Genomic DNA, 18,001 nt, shown 5'->3' on the forward strand with positions numbered 1-18,001 from the left:
GCAAAGTAAATGCGAGTTACCAAAATTTTTGTTTTGCTAAAGGTAAATAGTACCAGTCATCCCACTGCTTCTCGATCCTCTCGTAACCAATTTTAGATAACAGTTCAAAAATGAGCCCCCGTTGTGCCTCGAAATTATGTTCAACAGTTATTAAAGCAATATTCCACTTATCAAAGGGGAAACTATGTAAAATGGAGTATTCGCTCCCCTCTGTATCTATGCTTAAATAGTCAATATTTTTAGGCGCGTTATGTTTCAATAAAAAGTCATTTAAAGAAACAGTTTCTTTTTTGATTATCTTTCCTTGATTCTCGTAGTCTTTTACTTTCTCTTTATGCATTCCTTTAGCTGCAAAGTCCTGTATACCGCCGAACTCGTCTGCCAAAACAAAGTCGACGGTATCTCCAGTTTTGGATGAGATACATTCGTTGCTACAAACTTGCTTGCGGTTTGTTTGCAATTTTTCAAAAAATTTAGGGTTAGGCTCAGCTAGTAAACCTGCCCAACCAAACTCCTTTTCAAGTAAAAACGTATTACTAAGTAAAACGCCATCTGTTGCGCCAAACTCAACAAAGAAGCCGTTTCGTTTATAAGAAAACCATTCTAATACCCAGAGATCTTGCCCAAGCTGGGAAGGGGATAATGCCGACAAGCGCTCTAAAAAACTTGCTTCATTGTCTGATTCACTCGTTTTGGTGTATAACTGATTTTTCTGGTGCATCAATGTGATGTTGTGATTTACCAATTCTAATTCAGTTTTAATAGAATTTAGTTTCGCATCAATAACTGAAGGGCGTGCGCTCAAATCAATACCCGCAACATCTGTCGTCAACTTATCGCATGCATCTTTAACTAAACCTAATGAAGATAATTCAGATGTATACCTAATTTCTACTAGACTTTTCGCTAACGCGCTTCCGACAACGAAAGCCAGCGCTTCTTCAAAATAAAGTCGCGCCTTCTTACCATCGCCCTTGAGCGCATGAGCTCGAGCTACTGTGTTTAGCAGGTTTGAAAATATCACTCGGTTAATTATATCGGCATTTAAGTTTTTACTTTTTGCTATCTGCATAAGTTTACTAGATTCAGCGCTATCACCCATCTCGTGATAAGCGGCTGCAAATAAAACGGCAAACCAGCCATACTGATCCTGCGCGGAAATACTCTCATATTCACATTCAACTAAACTTTCCCAACTAGCTGTTAACCAAAGAAATTTAATATGGTCGCTTTCTTTATTTGAATGGTTGTTATTGATAATTTCTATGTCGAAAGGCAAGAACTTTGTCATCTTAGTCGTGCTCTACTGACTGGTTTTCATTGAAAAAGAAACTTTTCAGCAAAGCCATTTGGTGCTCGACGCGTTGAAGCTCTTCGTCTAATCTTTGTTGACGATATTCTAGTTCGTTATTCTTTTTCCGTAACTGTTCATTTCTATTTTTAACTTTTTGCAGCTCTTCACTTTTGTTCTGTAACTCGGCCACTTTGTTCTGTAACTGTTCGGCGTGTTGTTTTTTTTGCTGATGCTGAGCCCTAAACTTCTCTAAATTTCCTGAAAGTTCTTCATTTTCCTTTTGTAGCTTTACAACTTTACTTTGTAATTCTTCTGCCTGTTGGTTCTTTTTATGATGCTGGGCTCTGTTTTTTTCTAAGTTTTCCGAAAGTGTACTGTTTTCTTTAGCCAATAATGTATTCTGCTCTTTAAGCCCAGCTAGATCTTTGTCTAAGTTTTCCGAATTACTATTAATTTCTTTATTTTCTGATTTCAAAGCTTCTATTTCTCTTTTAAGTGAAACTGTATTTTTTTCGGCCTTCTTCAGCTCGTTTTTTAATTCACTTATTTCAGGTATATTCTTTAAGAAAAGCACAGTATGGCTGTCAGTAGTCGTCGTGTGTATCAGCTCAAAACTTTCAATATTCGCCATGGTACTACTACTTTTTTCGTACAGATCGTTTTGAGGCATTTGCACACATATATAGTCAAAACAACCTATCTTTTCTAAAGGTAGGTTTTGGAGCAATGCATTCTCAGCACCTTGCGCTGACACGATAAGTAAATTCGACTTATTTTGGTCTTTTTCTAAGTTTGATAACAAATCCCCAATGTCTATTCCATTCACTTTTTTCTCTGAAATAAGCTTTATATTTGGGAATACTTCAAATAATGAGGCTGGCTTGCAAAGTGAGTTGAAGCGGGGATTATTAAAAAAGTAAGCAGTGTGTTTTTCACTGTCAGTGGGTAACACCCACTCATTGATGACCTTTATGAATGGGTATTCTTTTGCTTTCCTTTTCAAGGCATCGCACAGATCGCCACAGGCCTCGACAGCAACCAATGAACCAGGCTGTGCTTCGCACAGGGTATCCATTACGACGCTGCTTCCTGCACCTATATAAACTACTGTTCCCAGGCTTTCTCCGATATTTTGAAGTAAACCCTCTAAATATTCCCTCATAAACTCACTCTTTTTTTAGCTTTTAAGCCATGTTATTAAATTTTTGAACAGGCAATCGAAATAACCACTCTCTTTCAATTGCGTATCTATGGCAGCGGGGGGAGTATGGCTACCGGCCTCAAATGAATACCTATGTCCGATTCGGTCAAACTCGCGTGATAGCCAACACCGACCGTTTAAAACAACTGGTATTGAAAAAAAGCTAGCTAACCACGCTAACCCTGAACTTTTATATTGGTACACTCGCGGGTTGTAAGTACAATAAATAGTATCTAGCGTACCAAACTTTTCTACTAATTTGTCCGGGTCCCAGAATTCGTTAAAAAGATGAACCTGCTCGTGCTTAGCGCTAAGCTTATTCAACGCTTCAATAGTTTGCTGAAGTTCTGCATGCTCCCAAGCTAACGTATATTGTATTAATAGCGTGACGTTTTCGTTGTAGTCACTTAATAGTTTACTAACTAAACCAGGCACGCTACAAAACCCCTTGTTCATTTTCGCGTCACCGAAGTACAATAATATACAGGGGGGCTGGCCAGGATGCTTATAAGACACTTCTATCTGCTCCCAAGGAAGTAGATAGCAGGGGTGTATACCCTTCAATTGTACATTCAAACCTTCATAATATTGCAGCGTTTCAATATCAGAAGCGTACAGTTGAACCCCTTTCTTTTTAGAAAGTGCTGAAAAAGCTTGGCCATAACGGAAGTTACCTAACACATCATGAACATTATTAGGCGTAAACATGCAGCAAATTTTATGCGTACAATTCGCCAAATGACTAGGTTTATTCTGCGCTAAATAGAGAAAAGCTAAATTCAATGCTGCGGCATGATCGTAATTGAGGCAAGGATAGAAAAAAGTAATCTTTTGTGTGTTACTATGTTTTGCAATAGCTATACACCAAGCTTCTACATACTCGCTTGCAAGAGTTCGAATATAAGACTGAATTTGGGGATTCCCAACAGAATAGGCTGTATCGTAATTCTCGTAAAAATTAGTGTTAAAGTGCTTCACAACTTCAACACCACTTTTACTTGCTCGCGAAAGCAGAGCGGAATCTAGCAATTGATGAGAGATAAGCGTCAAACCTATACTTTCAAGCTCTTTATATCCCAAAAGGGTGCTTATAAGGGCCGCGTGGTGCCCACCCTCTTCCCTCATTCCCGGATCTATTACGTATACCTGAGCCATTAACTGCTACTTTTTACTTTTCTGGTTCAAGATATTTTTCCAAAGAAGTTTGATTAGTTCATCTATATCGTTAGAAGCATGAATAGATTCCTGTAGTTTACTGTAGATACCGCAAGCCCATTTAAATTCACTGGCATCTTCTACTTGGTTCAACTCTTCTAGCTTCTCAAGGGGAATTTTTACGTATGGTCCGTATTCGTCCTCGCCAAAAAATTGAGAGTGATTGTAAACAACCTCACTTGTACCATCTCGAAATTCCAAATATGTCTCTGCATCAAAAGTTTCGGAATTAATATTTTCAGCTCTCAACTTTATTTTTGTATCGTTTCCAGGTTGTGAAAAAACGATATGTTGGTAACTGCCTTCGCTTACAACTTCTTCATATATGAGGCTATATCCCTCTAACTCACCGGTACTTCCAGTTTGCTCACTTACTAAATCTTCATTAGGTTTAGCGGGGACACGGTTGAGGACAGCTTGTACTGCTGAGATCCATTGTTCTTTACCGCGAACTATGTCATTACCATCTATTCTAAGCTTTTCGAGAATGCTCGCTAGATTATTTACTAAGTGCTGGATTAATTGATAGTCTTGTAAAGCGATATCGCTTAAAGACTCTACATCATCAATAGCTATATTCAATTTTGGGCCAAATTCATCTGTTTCTTCCGGAGGCCACGTAACCAAAGGTGCAGTACCATCGTTCATCTCCCTAAACTCTATATTTATAAAGTCTGAAAATTCATTGGCATTAGATGCGCCGATAGCGCTAGCAGATACTTTAAAATCGAGGGAATTCCGCCAAACGTCACCGTGTAATATATTAGTAAAAGTTAGCCACAAATGCTCGTAGCCTTCAGTTCTGTATTCCTCTCGCAAATAAACATCGTCAAAGCTAAGCCAGTTTGGTAACGTTGGAATATGTTCAGCAAGATCTATAGCCGCTTTACGCCACTCTCTCCAAGTTTGTGGAGTTACTTCCACAGATGAAGCTATATCAGTATTTAACAGAAGCTGAGATATTACGCTTATACAACCCATTATAAGCAAACGCTCACTTGCATTTAACCGTTCAAGTACTTTTCGCTGAGTTTCAGGCAATTCTCCTTCAGGAGTAAGCATATAGCGCAAATAGGGGCCGTATTCATCAGTGGCGTCTTCATATGCTCTAAATAGTCCTTCTCCCCCCTGCATTCGGAATTCAATGCCAGGTAGGCCGCTAATTAAAACTAGCTTTACCTCAAGTTCATCTAAATATCGCCCGGTAGGAAACGCAACACTTGTCAGCTTAAGATGAATGTCTTGGTATCCATCTGTTATATATTGCCCTGTGACTGAAATTGCTTTCGCAGATACTTTATCAAATACTCTATGTTGAATTGCGTTTGTACTCATGATGGTGCTACTTAATCCTGTATTAAACGAACTTTCCATTTCTTGCATAGCTATATAATAGCTTTCAACTTCATCTTGTAGCTGTACTACTTGAAGAGATGCTAACTCGAGTTCGGTTGTTATTCGCTCAACATCTACATTGCTATTTAAAGCGGCTTCATTTTGCTTACTGAATTTATTTTGAAAGCGCGAAACTTCATCATTTAGGCCCTCTTTCTCCCTGACAACTTTTTCCATTTCATTATTAAGCGTCGATAGCTGCTCTGTAAGGGATGCGTTTTCCTGCTTAATGCTATCGCTAGTGTTAATCAATGACTCTAGTGCTTCTGCATTCTCTAGATAAGTTTGTTCTTTTCTCTTAAAATCATCCAGTACACCAAATGTGGCTTCTAGTTCTTCTTGCAATTGAGCAACTTGTAATTGGCTTAGATCTTCTGATTTTTGCTCTGTAGACAATTCAAGTTCTAATTGCGCTACTTTACGTTGAAGTTGTTCGCGTTCATCTAAGATTTTTTCGTAGGCTTCACGATTAGCCACTAACAATTCCAACTCTTCTTGCAATTGTTCAATTTGTAACTGGGCGAATTGAGCCTCTTCATTTATAGAGTCGAGCTCCTTCTCTAAATCAGAGATACGGCCTTCCGCCTCTAACTTTTGCTTCGTTAACGCGCTCAATGTCTCGAGCTTTTCTGTATCACTCTGTTTTACCGAGAAAAATTCTTCTTTTAATTTTGCTAACTCTTCTTGCACGTTTTCATACTCACTACTTTTAAGCACATACCCCTCGTTACTCTGATCCAATTGTTGCTGTAAACGCAAAACCTCATCTGAGATGTCTCTCAAACTATCAGTTAACTCTTGCAGTGTATTTTTATTGGCTTTAAGGGTATCGGCATTAGGACTTAAATGAACGGTAAACTCTCCGAACAAAGTTCCCGAGGAAAGCGCATCATCGTATAGCTCGTATAATGCGTCACTATCTACTAGTTCCGCGGCCGCGATAAGCAAAAATGCCTGTTCTATTAGAGTGGGCTCAGGGGCTTTTATTGAGGGCTCGTACTCCTTGCCAAACGCATTTTCTATAAAATGTTTTGGGTTCTGGCATATATCGTCTAGAGAGCTCAGCTTAATGCCATCGTTTCGTTCCGAAATTTGAATGGCTTCGCTTAAATTCGCTTTCCATTGTTGCATGTGCTTTACAATTGATATGTCACCTTCAGCACTAGCTAATTTTTGCGCCAGATAAGTTTCGGGCGCACTGTAAACTAATAGAGTTTCAATATTGCTGAACGCTTTAGCTTGCTTAAATACGTTGTTTTGAGTGTGAACACATAGACATTCGGGTTGCGGACGTTCAACGTTTGCTACGCTACTAGAATCGTCTATATTTTTTAAAGCTTCTGCATTTGTAACGGTAACAATTTCGCAGCTTATGCTGTGCTCTTCTAAGAGGGTTTTAATAGGGTGTAGAGACAAGTCTCCTACAGCAATGATAACAGCACGTGGCATGGTTTCTCCAAAAACAACCGTGAACTATAGCGTCCTTTTTATAACGCTTAGTTTACCCAGTTTAAGGGGCGATTAAAACTGTAAAACTAAAAAGCCGACGTTATCGTCGGCCTTTTTAACATTAACTATTTGTTCGTAGTTACTTCGCTACGCGGCCATATCTATCAGAGAAACGAACAATGTCATCTTCGCCTAAATATGCACCAGACTGAACTTCAATAAGTTCTAGTGGAATTTTGCCTGGATTTTCTAGCGCGTGAACTGCGCCAATTGGAATGTAAACCGATTCGTTTTCCGTAACCAATTGGGTTTTATCATCGATAGTAACGTTGGCACTGCCTGAAACCACAATCCAATGCTCAGCACGGTGGTGGTGCATTTGCACTGAAAGCTTCTCACCCGGCTTAACTGTAATACTCTTAACTTGGAAACGTGCGCCGCTGTCTATCGAGTCGTAACTTCCCCATGGGCGGAACACTTCACGGTGGAATTCAAATTCAGGGCGATGCTCAGCTTTAAGCTTATTTACTACGTTTTTAATGCTTTGGGCATCATCTTTATGGGCTACCATTACTGCATCTTTGGTTTCTACAACAATAACGTCTTCTAAACCAATAACCGATACTAGACGTTGCTCTGCGTTTACATAGCTGTTTTTAGTATTTTCTAAAATAGTATCGCCTACGCAAACGTTACCGTTGTCGTCTTTTTCTGACGTTTCCCAAAGCGATGTCCAGCTGCCTACATCACTCCATTGTGCATCTAACGGCACCATAGCAGCGCTATCGGTTTTTTCCATTACGGCGTAGTCGATAGAGTCGTCTGGGCAAGTGGCGAAGATATCGTGATCAACACGGATAAAGTCTAAATCAGGTGTTTCTGTGTCGATAGCGCGCTTACATACATCTAGCATTTCAGGGTTGTACTTTTCCAACTCTTCTAAATAGCGGCTAGCCTTAAACATGAACATACCGCTATTCCAGTAATAGCTACCTGAATCTACATATTCTTTTGCTGTTTCAAGTTCTGGCTTTTCAACAAACTGGGCTACTTCAAACCCTTCATCTAGTTTGCTTCCGGCTTTAATGTAGCCATAACCCGTGTGAGGTTGGTCAGGAACAATGCCAAAAGTTACAAGCTTACCCTGTTTAGCCAGTACTTCTGCTTTTTCTATTGCAGCGTGAAATGCTGGTTCATCTTTAATAAGATGGTCGGCGGCTAAAACTAACAAAATAGGGTCTTCACCCGATATGGTAGCGTGTAACGCGGCCAAGGCTATAGCAGGGGCCGTATTGCGGCCTACTGGCTCAAGTAAAATACCACCGTGTTGAATATCTTTCTGGCGAAGCTGCTCTGCAACTAAAAAGCGGTGGGCATCGTTACAAATAAAGATAGGGCTAGCTGCTTCAGTACCCTTTAAGCGAGTAATGGTATCTTGCAACATAGAGCTATCAGAAGTTAAAGAAAGAAATTGCTTTGGAAGTGCGGCGCGAGATTTTGGCCAAAGGCGGCTACCGGTGCCGCCGGCAAGTACTACTGGTTTCATTGGTATTCCTTGATGTGTGGATACTATGTCCACGTCCTAATCGTTGCATGTTCTATTGGTAGTATACAAAGGTTTGTATTACGAATAAATGGCAAAGTTGTAACTAAATTACGCTAAACTAGCTATAACCGCGGCTACACTATTTGCCTATTATTGCAGGTTGTTAAAGAGGCTTCCTGTATCGAAATAGTTGGGTAGTGCTCACTCTAGCACTCTACCATAGCTACATCCCCACATAACTACATAGCTACCCAACTACATAGCTCTGAGAATACGTATTTAATTCTGCAGTACAGAATTGATTATTTTTGGCGAATGCCTGACATAATAAGTTCGCTATTTTTTTCGAGCTAAAATTGCCTAGTACTACCGCGTAATAGCCTGGCTTGCTCTCGGAAATGCCTACACCGTAGGCCATATTAAGCGATACGATATTAAAATATTCATTGATGTCATGTGCGGCTGCTATCGCGCTTTGTTCATTTAAAAACTGCCCAAGTACCACAGTGTACGAAGATACTTGCTTATTTTGATCGGCTTCTCCCTTTGTATCGTCAACCATTGAAAAGGAGGGGGTAATGGGCTGTTCTGTTGGCTGATGTCTAAAGTGGGCGGGCTTTTCGCCAACATTCGCATGCTTAGAAAGTTCTGTTAGTAGTGTAGTCAAGTCGGCGTCTAACGCTGCTAGCTTGTCCAATCTCTCTTTATTTTGATTAAACGTGCGAACTTCTTCTGCGCTGAGTAAAACCTCATCGGGTTGCTGTAAACCGCTACGTTGAGACGAAAGCGTACCAGAAGCGCACCCTGCAATTAACGTTAGCGAGGCAACAATAACAAAGCCAAATTTTTTAGAACGCAATATCGGCACAGCGCCTCCTTTTAAACGTAGCACATCGCAGGCTTACCCAAAACAATGCTTGCAACTTTGCCACATACTTCACTATATCTTGGTTAAACTATGGATGAGTTGTAAGCACAAACTACACCAGTGTGAAACACTCTGAAGCATTTGTCTCAACAATATTTTTCTTTTCACGCAATCTGGCCATGATTTTGCTAAGTTTTCTCGGCAACGTCTATGGTATTTTATCAATGGAGCTTAAATTAATGAACGGAAGCGCGAGAAACGCATTATTGCTGCTGTGCTTACATACCACGTTTTTGTTTGGTTGCGCGGGTAAAACAGCACCATCGCCAAACGTTTATTTTCAGTCTGAGGTTGCTGCCGTTTCCAACAATCATTCGACGAAAACCAACCAGCTATCTGTAATAATCGATCTTTGCGTACAGAAAATGTTGAACTCCGAGAATGGGATAACGGCAGATACCACTATCGCTGTGGCTGATTTTGTCTCGTTAGCGGCAAATTATGACCGCCCCTCAATTTTAGGGCGCTATTTTGGGCAGGCATTTTTAACCGCCCTGCATAAAGCGGGCGTATCTACCGTTGACTACCAAACTACTGGCGATATTAGAGTTACGCCTGAAGGTAACCTAGGCCTTAGCCAAGACTATCTGGAACTATCCAACGAAGTTGATGCAAATAGTGTATTGGTGGGTACTATTACTTCTGCCCCCTCGGGGTACAACGTTCACGTTAGAGTGGTAGACAATACGTCTAAACGCGTTATTGGAGCAGATCAGTTTTTTTTATCGAAACAAGAGGTGAACGATAGTGTCAGGGTTTCTCTATAAAGCGTTGAACGCCTTCTTATCATATTTGTTTTACGCCAGCACTTGCATACTTATAGCTGGTTGTTCCTCGTTTTCAGGTTCTAATAGTAATGCTGTGCGTCCAACCGATGATGAAAAGGTAGTGGCAGCTGTGAAACAGTTGTTAGGCAATGAAGAGCCTGAAATAGAACGCAATAACGCAATTCAGTTCAACGGGTTGCGTCACGGCGTTTCACTTCGCGATTACGCTGACACAATAGCTATGCGTTTTTATGAGCAATTTACGCCCTCGGCTGGTGTTACGGTAGCCAGCTTTGTTAACTATGATGCCACACTGAATAATACACATGCCTTGGGCAACCAGCTTTCTGAAGCCCTTAAAACCTCATTAACACAGGTTGGCTATCCTATCGTAGAGGTGAACCTTGCACAGCAAATTGACATTACTAGCAAAGGAAACTTTGTGCTAACCCGCAAAAGCGATAACAGATATTTCGAATATGTTGTAATTGGCACAATGATACATAGAAAACACGGGATAGATATTGACGCCCGGTTGATTGAAGCAAAAACGCAAAAAACCTACGCCGCGTCTAGTCTAACCATCCCAGCATTTATGTTTGAATAGTACGCACTGCGCAAGAAAACCATAAGTTATTAAAATTTACCTAAAGGTATGGAATTGAATAACTTCCCACATTGGTTTTCTTTGACTTAATAGTGAAAACACCTAACATAGACACACATCGTACAAATTTAAGCCTAAATAGCTGATTCAAAACAAAAGCTAAAGTAAGACTAGTTGCTGCCGATAAGAACTGGCGTATTGTACGCTTATTTCGCTTTTTGAAATTTAAAGGAATAAATATGAAGTTACTAAACAAAATGATCGTCAAAGCTCTAGCGGGTTCGGCACTACTTTCTGTGGCCGGTTCTACTTTAGCAACCGAAGTTACCGTTCAAGCAAGTACCACTGTCGACAATGCTATTGATCTTACCGTAGCAGGTACGCTTAACTTTGGTACTGTTCGCGCTGTTGTGGGTTCTGCAGATGGTGATTGTGCAGGCCTTACACTACCCGCCGAAGATGGCCAACCTCTTGAAGCTGCCTCAGGCACTGCCTTTACGGCAGCCTGTACTGCGCCATCAGATGCTGTTCTTATTGCCGTAGATAATAGCGTTGAGAGACCAGAGTTCACTGTTGCTGGGCTTGCGCCTTTTACAAACGTTACCCTAAGCGCTATCAATGGCGGTACTGACGGAAGGCTTGAAATAACAGGTGCGCCAAGCACTATTCCATGGTTTGTATTAACCGACTGGACAGCGTATCAGTCGAGCGGCTTCTCGCCCGCTGCCATCGACTTAACCACAACAGGCAATATTGCGGCTGATAGCAACGGTGAAATTGTATTTACTGTGGGTGCTACACTGCAAACGGCAGCTACCCCTACTACAGATGGCATTACCGCCGCGTATCAAGAAGAAGCGCATGAGGGTGAATTCACCGTTGAAGTTGTTTATTAAGCTATAGCTATGGATTATTGCCATCAGGGCAAAGGTATTAAATTGGTGAAATACGTTGTTATTTCACCATTTTTTTTATTGCCTCCTTCAGCGCTGGCGTTCGATTTTATTACCGACAATGAACTGAGCTTCGGCCGTTTAGCTATTCCCCGCAATAATGTTACTAGCACGGTAACAGTAACCCGTACCGGTCGAAGTTGGAGTAGAGGTTCTATTTTCATCTTAGAGCCTGGCACCCCGGGCGAACACACCATAACAGGGCTGGCGCCCTACACCAATGTAAGCCTAAGTGTGAGTGTGCCGGTTGAGTCGGTAAACGCCTTTGGTGGCCCAACACTGCGTATTGCTGACATTGAAATGCAAAGCTCAGGTAACGCAGACATAAATGGTGAGTTTTCGTTTTTTATGGGGGCCACCCTTAGTACAAGCGGTAGCGGTGAGAGCTATATAAGCGGGGCAACCTATAATTTTTATATACCGCTAGAAATAACGTTTTAATTAAATCTAAATTTAACATACACCGTGACAGGATAATGAGTTTGCCTATTTTTACCTTTTTCAGAGTGGCTGTATTTAGCGGAGTTTTGCTCTTCTCTTCCCACGCGTTCAGTAATTTACTTATCCACCCTACACGAGTGAATTTAACGCCCGACCTTAGAACATTTGTGATAACAGTGGGTAATACCGCTAATGTAACAGCCACTTACGAGCTCAGTTGGGCTGAAAAACGCGCGTTACCTCAAGGGGGGTACGAATCGTTAGATGGCAAAGAGAATGAAGCGGTTAATAGCGTAAGCGAAATGGTTCGTTTCTCGCCAAGGCGTGTAACCCTAAAACCCGGTGAACGACAAAGTATAAAACTATTATTAAGACGAGCGAGAGGCCTATCTGACGGCGAGTTTCGATCGCATTTACGTTTTAAGGCGGTGCCAAATAATAGTGAAGCATTTAATGGGGTGTCCCAATCAACCTCGATGAAAGTGAACGTTGTGCTGAATTTTGCTATCCCTGTAGCATTACAGGTAGGTGATTATGACGCCGCCATTGCTATCGATTCTGCCAGCATTGCTATAAACAAAGATGGTGGTGCGGGTGTAGTAACCACTAGGTTCGCACGAGAAGGTTTGCATTCAACGTGGGGCGATATCGAAGCCTATTGGAAACCCAATGGTGGCAAAGAAGTATTGCTGGCTAAGTCTGGCGGAGTAAATGTATGGGCAGAACTTGATACCTTAACGCAAGACTTAACCATGGTAAATGGCAATTTTACACCTAATGACGGTGAACTGCGTGTTGTTTACAAAGGGATAGGTGCCTATTCAGACATTGTCTATGATGAAAAAACATTCACTATTTCTAAGCAAGATATTCAGGTTCGGTGATTGTGTTTTTTGCGTTTCTTTGTTTATAAGCTCCTTCGGTTAAAATGTGAAAACGGACAGTCACAATTCAAAGCTTACTTGGTACCGTCGTTTGCAATCAGTTGCAATGTTTTCGGCGTTATTTTGCGCGCCGGCTTTGGCGCAGCAAACCAGCTGGCAAGACACCATTTCGCGTTTAGCAAACTATTACGATAAACAAAGCAAGCAACCGCCTTCACCTACTTTTCATCCACCCACAGATGAGCCATCTGGGTTTTTATCCCGATTTCCTGCAGGGGAAGAATTAATTTTTACCGTGAACGCAGCGGGCTATAACCGCGGTGAAATATTCGCGATTAGTTCTGAACAGGGTATGAAAGTCGGATTGGCCGAACTATCTGCATTATTGAACTTTAATATTGAAGTTAGTGCAGATAACACATCGGCTAGTGGGTGGTTCTTTCACACCTCTAATGAATTTTCGCTACAACAAAGCGAAGATGAACAATTAATTATCACAAGCGGCGATAGCAGCCTAACCGTTACGCCCTCTGACTATTTGATTGATGGTGATATTTTATTGGAAGTGGGGGTGATAACCGAGGCGCTCGGTTTGACGTTTGAAGCCGATGAAAGCCGGCTGGTGTTATATGTTTCATCGCCACGCATGTTTGCGTTTGAATCAGCAGAAGCTAGGCGAAATAGGCTTGCAGGAGGGCGCTTCTCACGAGCGCCATCAGTACTCCCTCAAAAAGATAATGGCTATTCGTTGTATACGCCGCCCCTATTTGATGCGCAACTTTCTGTTCGCACCACTGACACCTCAACATTTAGCGGCTATTCAATAGCATCAAACCAAGACCTCGCTTATGCCAATACGCAGCTATATTTAGCTGGCGACGATGAGGATTCGCTAAGGGAGGCCCGTATTACCCTTAGCCGCGATTCTCAAAAGGCAGACGTATTAGGCTTGCCACTTACCTATGCCGCTATAGGTGATGTACTGCCTGTGAACACAGGCATTGGACAAACGGCGAGTTTCGGGCGAGGTTTAGCGCTTTCTAATGTTAAAACGGATTTGGCTGATAACCGATTGGTGAACTTTTCTGGTGTTATTCAAGCCGGTTGGGATGTAGAACTTTATCGAAATGGCATTTTGGTGGCCAATACGCTAGATATACAGGAAGGCCGCTATGAATTTACCGATATTGAATTGTTGTTTGGGAATAACGACTTCGAACTGGTGTTTTATGGGCCCCAGGGGCAAATTCAGCGTGAAGAGAAGTCTTATGTAGTTGATAGTAACTCTTTGAAACAGGGCCAAAGCAGCTTTAGATTTTCAGCAGTAGACAGTAACGAAACCGTTCTGGGTATTAGAAAGGTAACCGATGATCCAGAACAAAAGGGGATTACCGCGGGCTTTGTATACGACCGTGGGCTAAGTGATTGGTATACCCTAGGTGTAGGGGGGACTTATTTCAGCCCAGATGAGGGCGAAACGTTTTCAACGGTATCATTACGAAACAATATTAGTATGGGCACGCTAGGCTTACTGAACTCTGTCGTGCAGTTAAATAGTGAACAGCAAAAAAACTACTTAGTAAGTTATAGAAGCCGATTTTGGAACAATAGCCTTTCTGTATTATGGAAAAAGGACGAAAGCGTTACATCGTCAGAGCTAGACGATACGCTGCAATTCGAAGACCAAGCACAAACCATTAGCTTAACGTTCAACGGTAGAGTTAATGACACCTTTTGGGCGCCTGTTGATTACGAAAGTACTTGGTCTAGGAGTTGGGACAACCAACAAAGTGAAAGCGAAAGCTTTAGGCAATCGTTATCCACTAATACTGCAGTTGGTGGTTTAAATTATTCTTTCTTGGGGGTTAGAAGCAATACACTATCAGAAAATTCTGACTGGACTTACGAGAGCGAATTAGGCTACCGAAATAGGTTCGGGCGCGTCTTTACACGGCTCTATACTACCTATACCCATTCACCTGACACTACCTTTGATAGTGTAGGCGCTACGATAAGCTATCCCTTCTCAAACCAATTGAGCAGTGAATTCCGCTATTCTTATAGCGCTATAACCGATAACGCGAGCTATAACGCTCGATTAAATTGGTTTGGCGACAAAGTAACAGTGTCTAGCTATGCTAATTACAGTGATGATGACCAATGGAGCATAAGCTTACTCGCTCGATTTGGTATTGGTTTAAACGCTGACAAAGAAAGTTTCACCCTCTCCCCTCGCCCTATTAGCACCGCTGGTGCACTCGCCGTTAGGTTGTATGAAGATCAGAATATGAACAATGAATACGATGATAACGAGCCATTGCTCGACGGCGTTACAGTAAACGCAGCGCAAGTTTCACGAAGCGCAACTACTGAGGATGGAATGGCCTTTATAGAGCGCTTACCGAAGAACAGGCGTACCGATATAGTTATTGATGAGAGCACCCTCCCCGATTTCACTTACACGCGTACTGATGAAGGCTTTTCAGTAACCGGCAGACCAGGGTTACTTCAATTTGCAGACATCCCTGTTGTTCGTTCTGGAGAACTAGACGGGACAGTCTACCTCAGCGGGTCAAATGGTGAAGAACGCGCGTTAGCATTTGTGAACCTTCAACTCGTAAACGCTTCTGGAGAAACGGTAGCAACGACAAAGAGTGAATACGACGGTTTTTATTTGTTTGAAAAAATATTACCAGGTAGCTACAAAGTGCTTGTCGATCCGAGAGATTTACAACGGCAAAATGCTGCTATCGATGTTGCCAATAGCCTTGATGTATCTACAAGGGGCGATGTTTTCACTAATGTTGATGTGGTATTAAGAGAGCTGACTAAAACGTCTGGCTACATGGCGCAGATAAACACGTTTACCTCACTACCTCTTTTAAAAGTTTACTTTAGCTTGATTAACAAAAGATTACCTAAGGGCACGTTTAAAGACGCCTTTTATCTCACAAGTAGCAGCGAAAACTCATATAGCCTTTCGCTTGGCTTCAGCGACGATAAAGCCGCTATTGAACAACTGTGCAAACAAATACAACACCATGACGTTGACTGTAATGTGGTGTCGGTGGAACTAGGACAATAAAGATGAAACGCACAATAACAAAGCACTTACTCATTGCGACTGCATTTATGCATTTAGCTGGTTGCTCATCATCTGGAGCGCATAAAAAAGACGATGATATTCTGCGTTCGCTCACCAAAGAGCAAAAAGTTACGCTTTTGGCAATGCTAGAAGAATACGAAGACAATCAAAGGGCCATTAACGCTTGGAAATCCCACCAACCAAGCTTAATCCGACTAAGCGAGATAGAGGAAGATCTGAAAACGCTTATAGTTCAGCTTAGTGTATTAAGTCAAAAACGTACCACAGATAGTACTACTAAGTCTTCACAATCGCCCTCTAATAGAGTGCCCACCCAACCGGCGCTAAAGCCTTCACCCGCTTCACCCACCGCTGTACCAGCTAAACGAGAACACAGTGATGTAGCAAAGGTTAGCGAGCCTAGAATAGGGTATGCGGTGCAACTCACTGCACTAGACTCAGTAGAAAAGCTCAACGCTTATTGGAACCAGATTAGTCGGGGTTACCCCACTATTGTTGGAGCGCAGGTTCCGTTTTACGAAAAAACAGTGGACGACAATGGAAAAACACTTTTGCGATTAAAGTTTGGAGAGTTTAAAAGCTACCGAGAAGCCAACATTACGTGTGAGCAAATGCGTAGTAAAGGTGGGTCTTGCTTTGTTAATAAGAACACTGAAGGCACTGATTTATTGTAACCATATTAAACAATACAAAAATACGGTTATGATGAACGTTGTTCAAAGCAAAAAAAAAGCCGGTGAATTATCACCGGCTTTTTTCTATTCGAGTATTAATTACTCTTCAGTTGCTTCTACTGCTTCTTCTTCAGCTTCTACAACTGGACGGTCAACTAGCTCAACATATGCCATTGGGGCATTGTCGCCTGAACGGAAACCGCATTTTAAAATGCGAGTGTAACCGCCTGGGCGAGCTTCGTAACGAGGACCAAGCTCGTTGAATAGTTTACCTACAACTTCTTTATCACCAGTGCGGGCGAAAGCTAGACGGCGGTTTGCAACGCTGTCTTCTTTAGCCATAGTGATTAGAGGCTCAATTACGCGACGTAATTCTTTCGCTTTTGGTAACGTAGTTTTGATCACTTCGTGCTTGACCAAAGAGCCAGCCATGTTTTTGAACATAGCTTGACGATGGCTGCTGTTGCGATTCAACTGACGACCACTCTTACGATGGCGCATAGTTTTATCCTTCTCTACAAATCAGTTTGATAAAAACCTGATTAATCTTTTTCAGCGATGCTCTCTGGCGGCCAGTTTTCTAGGCGCATACCTAGAGAAAGACCACGAGATGCTAGAACATCTTTGATTTCAGTTAGCGATTTCTTACCAAGGTTAGGCGTTTTAAGTAGCTCAACCTCAGTGCGCTGTACCAGGTCACCAATGTACTGGATAGCTTCTGCTTTCAAACAGTTTGCAGAACGTACTGTCAGCTCTAGGTCATCAACTGGGCGAAGCAGAATTGGATCGAATTCTGGCTTCTCTTCTTTCGCTTCTGGCTCTGATACATCACGTAAGTCTACGAATGCATCTAGCTGTTCTGCTAGGATGGTGGCAGAACGGCGGATCGCTTCTTCAGGATCTAAAGTGCCGTTCGTTTCCATGTCGATGATCAACTTGTCTAAGTCTGTGCGTTGTTCAACACGGGCAGACTCAACAGTGTAAGCAATACGTTCAACTGGGCTGTATGAAGCGTCAACTAACAAACGACCAATTGGACGATCATCTTCTTCAGAGGAGCGACGGGTAGAAGCTGGTACATAACCGCGACCCATTTCTACTTTAATGCGCATGCTGATTTCAGCTTCGCCAGTTAAAGTACAAACAACATGGTCAGGGTTAACAATTTCTACGTCGCCATCATGCTGAATATCACCAGCAACAACAGGGCCAGCGCCAGATTTCACTAGAGTTAGGGTTGCCTCAGTTTTACCTTCTAGGCGAACCGCTAAACCTTTCAGATTAAGCAAGATTTCGATAACGTCTTCTTGCACACCTTCTTTGGTGCTGTACTCGTGAAGAACGCCATCAATTTCTACCTCGGTAACTGCGCACCCTGGCATGGATGACAGTAAAATACGACGTAGGGCGTTACCTAGAGTATGGCCGAAACCGCGCTCTAGTGGTTCCAAAGTTACTTTGGCACGAGTAGGAGAAACGTTTTCGATCTCAACTAATCTCGGTTTTAGGAATTCAGTCACAGAACCCACAATGCTTCCTCT

General features: G+C 42.1%; 15 protein-coding genes. 7 read left to right on the top strand and 8 right to left on the bottom strand.

The features are described 5' to 3' along the window. Window positions 1-16: 16 nt before the first annotated feature. The 6 genes from GTH32_RS10985 to GTH32_RS11010 all read right to left on the bottom strand — a co-directional run bounded on the left by GTH32_RS10985 (window position 17) and on the right by GTH32_RS11010 (window position 8,968). Window positions 17-1,291, bottom strand: a complete 1,275-nt coding sequence (locus tag GTH32_RS10985) for an FkbM family methyltransferase (protein ID WP_163085697.1) — start codon at window positions 1,289-1,291, stop codon at window positions 17-19. Window position 1,292: 1 nt separating this feature from the next. Beyond that, window positions 1,293-2,456, bottom strand: coding sequence for a hypothetical protein (locus tag GTH32_RS10990; RefSeq protein ID WP_163085699.1), 1,164 nt, complete (start codon window positions 2,454-2,456; stop codon window positions 1,293-1,295). Window positions 2,457-2,471: 15 nt separating this feature from the next. Then, window positions 2,472-3,650, bottom strand: a complete 1,179-nt coding sequence (locus tag GTH32_RS10995; RefSeq protein WP_163085701.1) for a hypothetical protein — start codon at window positions 3,648-3,650, stop codon at window positions 2,472-2,474. Between the two features lie 6 nt (window positions 3,651-3,656). Beyond that, complete coding sequence (locus GTH32_RS11000; protein ID WP_163085703.1) at window positions 3,657-6,554, bottom strand: coiled-coil domain-containing protein; 2,898 nt, start codon at window positions 6,552-6,554, stop codon at window positions 3,657-3,659. Between the two features lie 139 nt (window positions 6,555-6,693). Beyond that, window positions 6,694-8,100 (bottom strand): mannose-1-phosphate guanylyltransferase/mannose-6-phosphate isomerase, encoded by a 1,407-nt coding sequence (locus GTH32_RS11005; protein WP_163085705.1) that lies wholly within the window; start codon window positions 8,098-8,100, stop codon window positions 6,694-6,696. A 247-nt stretch (window positions 8,101-8,347) separates the two neighbouring features. Beyond that, on the bottom strand, window positions 8,348-8,968 hold the full coding sequence (locus tag GTH32_RS11010) for a hypothetical protein (RefSeq protein ID WP_163085707.1): 621 nt from the start codon (window positions 8,966-8,968) through the stop codon (window positions 8,348-8,350). Window positions 8,969-9,192: 224 nt separating this feature from the next. Here GTH32_RS11010 and GTH32_RS11015 point away from each other — a divergent pair, with 224 nt between their 5' ends. The 7 genes from GTH32_RS11015 (at window position 9,193) to GTH32_RS11045 (ending at window position 16,460) form a co-directional block, all read left to right on the top strand. Next, window positions 9,193-9,795: a FlgO family outer membrane protein gene (locus GTH32_RS11015; RefSeq protein ID WP_163085709.1), complete on the top strand. Its 603-nt coding sequence runs from the start codon at window positions 9,193-9,195 to the stop codon at window positions 9,793-9,795. A gap of 94 nt (window positions 9,796-9,889) precedes the next feature. After that, entirely contained in the window at window positions 9,890-10,402 is a 513-nt protein-coding gene (locus tag GTH32_RS11020) for a FlgO family outer membrane protein (protein ID WP_163085711.1), read from the top strand. Window positions 10,403-10,641: 239 nt separating this feature from the next. After that, on the top strand, window positions 10,642-11,298 hold the full coding sequence (locus GTH32_RS11025) for a hypothetical protein (RefSeq protein ID WP_163085713.1): 657 nt from the start codon (window positions 10,642-10,644) through the stop codon (window positions 11,296-11,298). Between the two features lie 45 nt (window positions 11,299-11,343). Next, window positions 11,344-11,796, top strand: a complete 453-nt coding sequence (locus GTH32_RS11030) for a DUF4402 domain-containing protein (protein ID WP_163085715.1) — start codon at window positions 11,344-11,346, stop codon at window positions 11,794-11,796. A 35-nt stretch (window positions 11,797-11,831) separates the two neighbouring features. Next, the gene (locus GTH32_RS11035; RefSeq protein ID WP_163085717.1) at window positions 11,832-12,680 is read left to right on the top strand and encodes a fimbrial biogenesis chaperone; all 849 of its coding nucleotides are present in this window, start codon (window positions 11,832-11,834) and stop codon (window positions 12,678-12,680) included. A gap of 46 nt (window positions 12,681-12,726) precedes the next feature. Further along, a complete protein-coding gene (locus GTH32_RS11040; protein ID WP_163085719.1) occupies window positions 12,727-15,765 on the top strand; it encodes a hypothetical protein in 3,039 nt (1,012 codons plus the stop codon). Window positions 15,766-15,767: 2 nt separating this feature from the next. Beyond that, entirely contained in the window at window positions 15,768-16,460 is a 693-nt protein-coding gene (locus GTH32_RS11045) for an SPOR domain-containing protein (RefSeq protein ID WP_163085721.1), read from the top strand. A gap of 99 nt (window positions 16,461-16,559) precedes the next feature. Here the strand turns inward: GTH32_RS11045 and rplQ are convergent, their stop codons facing one another. Beyond that, on the bottom strand, window positions 16,560-16,961 hold the full coding sequence (rplQ, locus tag GTH32_RS11050; RefSeq protein ID WP_044058203.1) for a 50S ribosomal protein L17: 402 nt from the start codon (window positions 16,959-16,961) through the stop codon (window positions 16,560-16,562). Window positions 16,962-17,002: 41 nt separating this feature from the next. Further along, the gene (locus tag GTH32_RS11055) at window positions 17,003-17,992 is read right to left on the bottom strand and encodes a DNA-directed RNA polymerase subunit alpha (protein WP_163085810.1); all 990 of its coding nucleotides are present in this window, start codon (window positions 17,990-17,992) and stop codon (window positions 17,003-17,005) included. Window positions 17,993-18,001 lie beyond the last annotated feature (9 nt).

It is taken from the genome of Alteromonas profundi, from assembly GCF_010500865.1.
GTDB lineage: Bacteria > Pseudomonadota > Gammaproteobacteria > Enterobacterales > Alteromonadaceae > Alteromonas > Alteromonas profundi.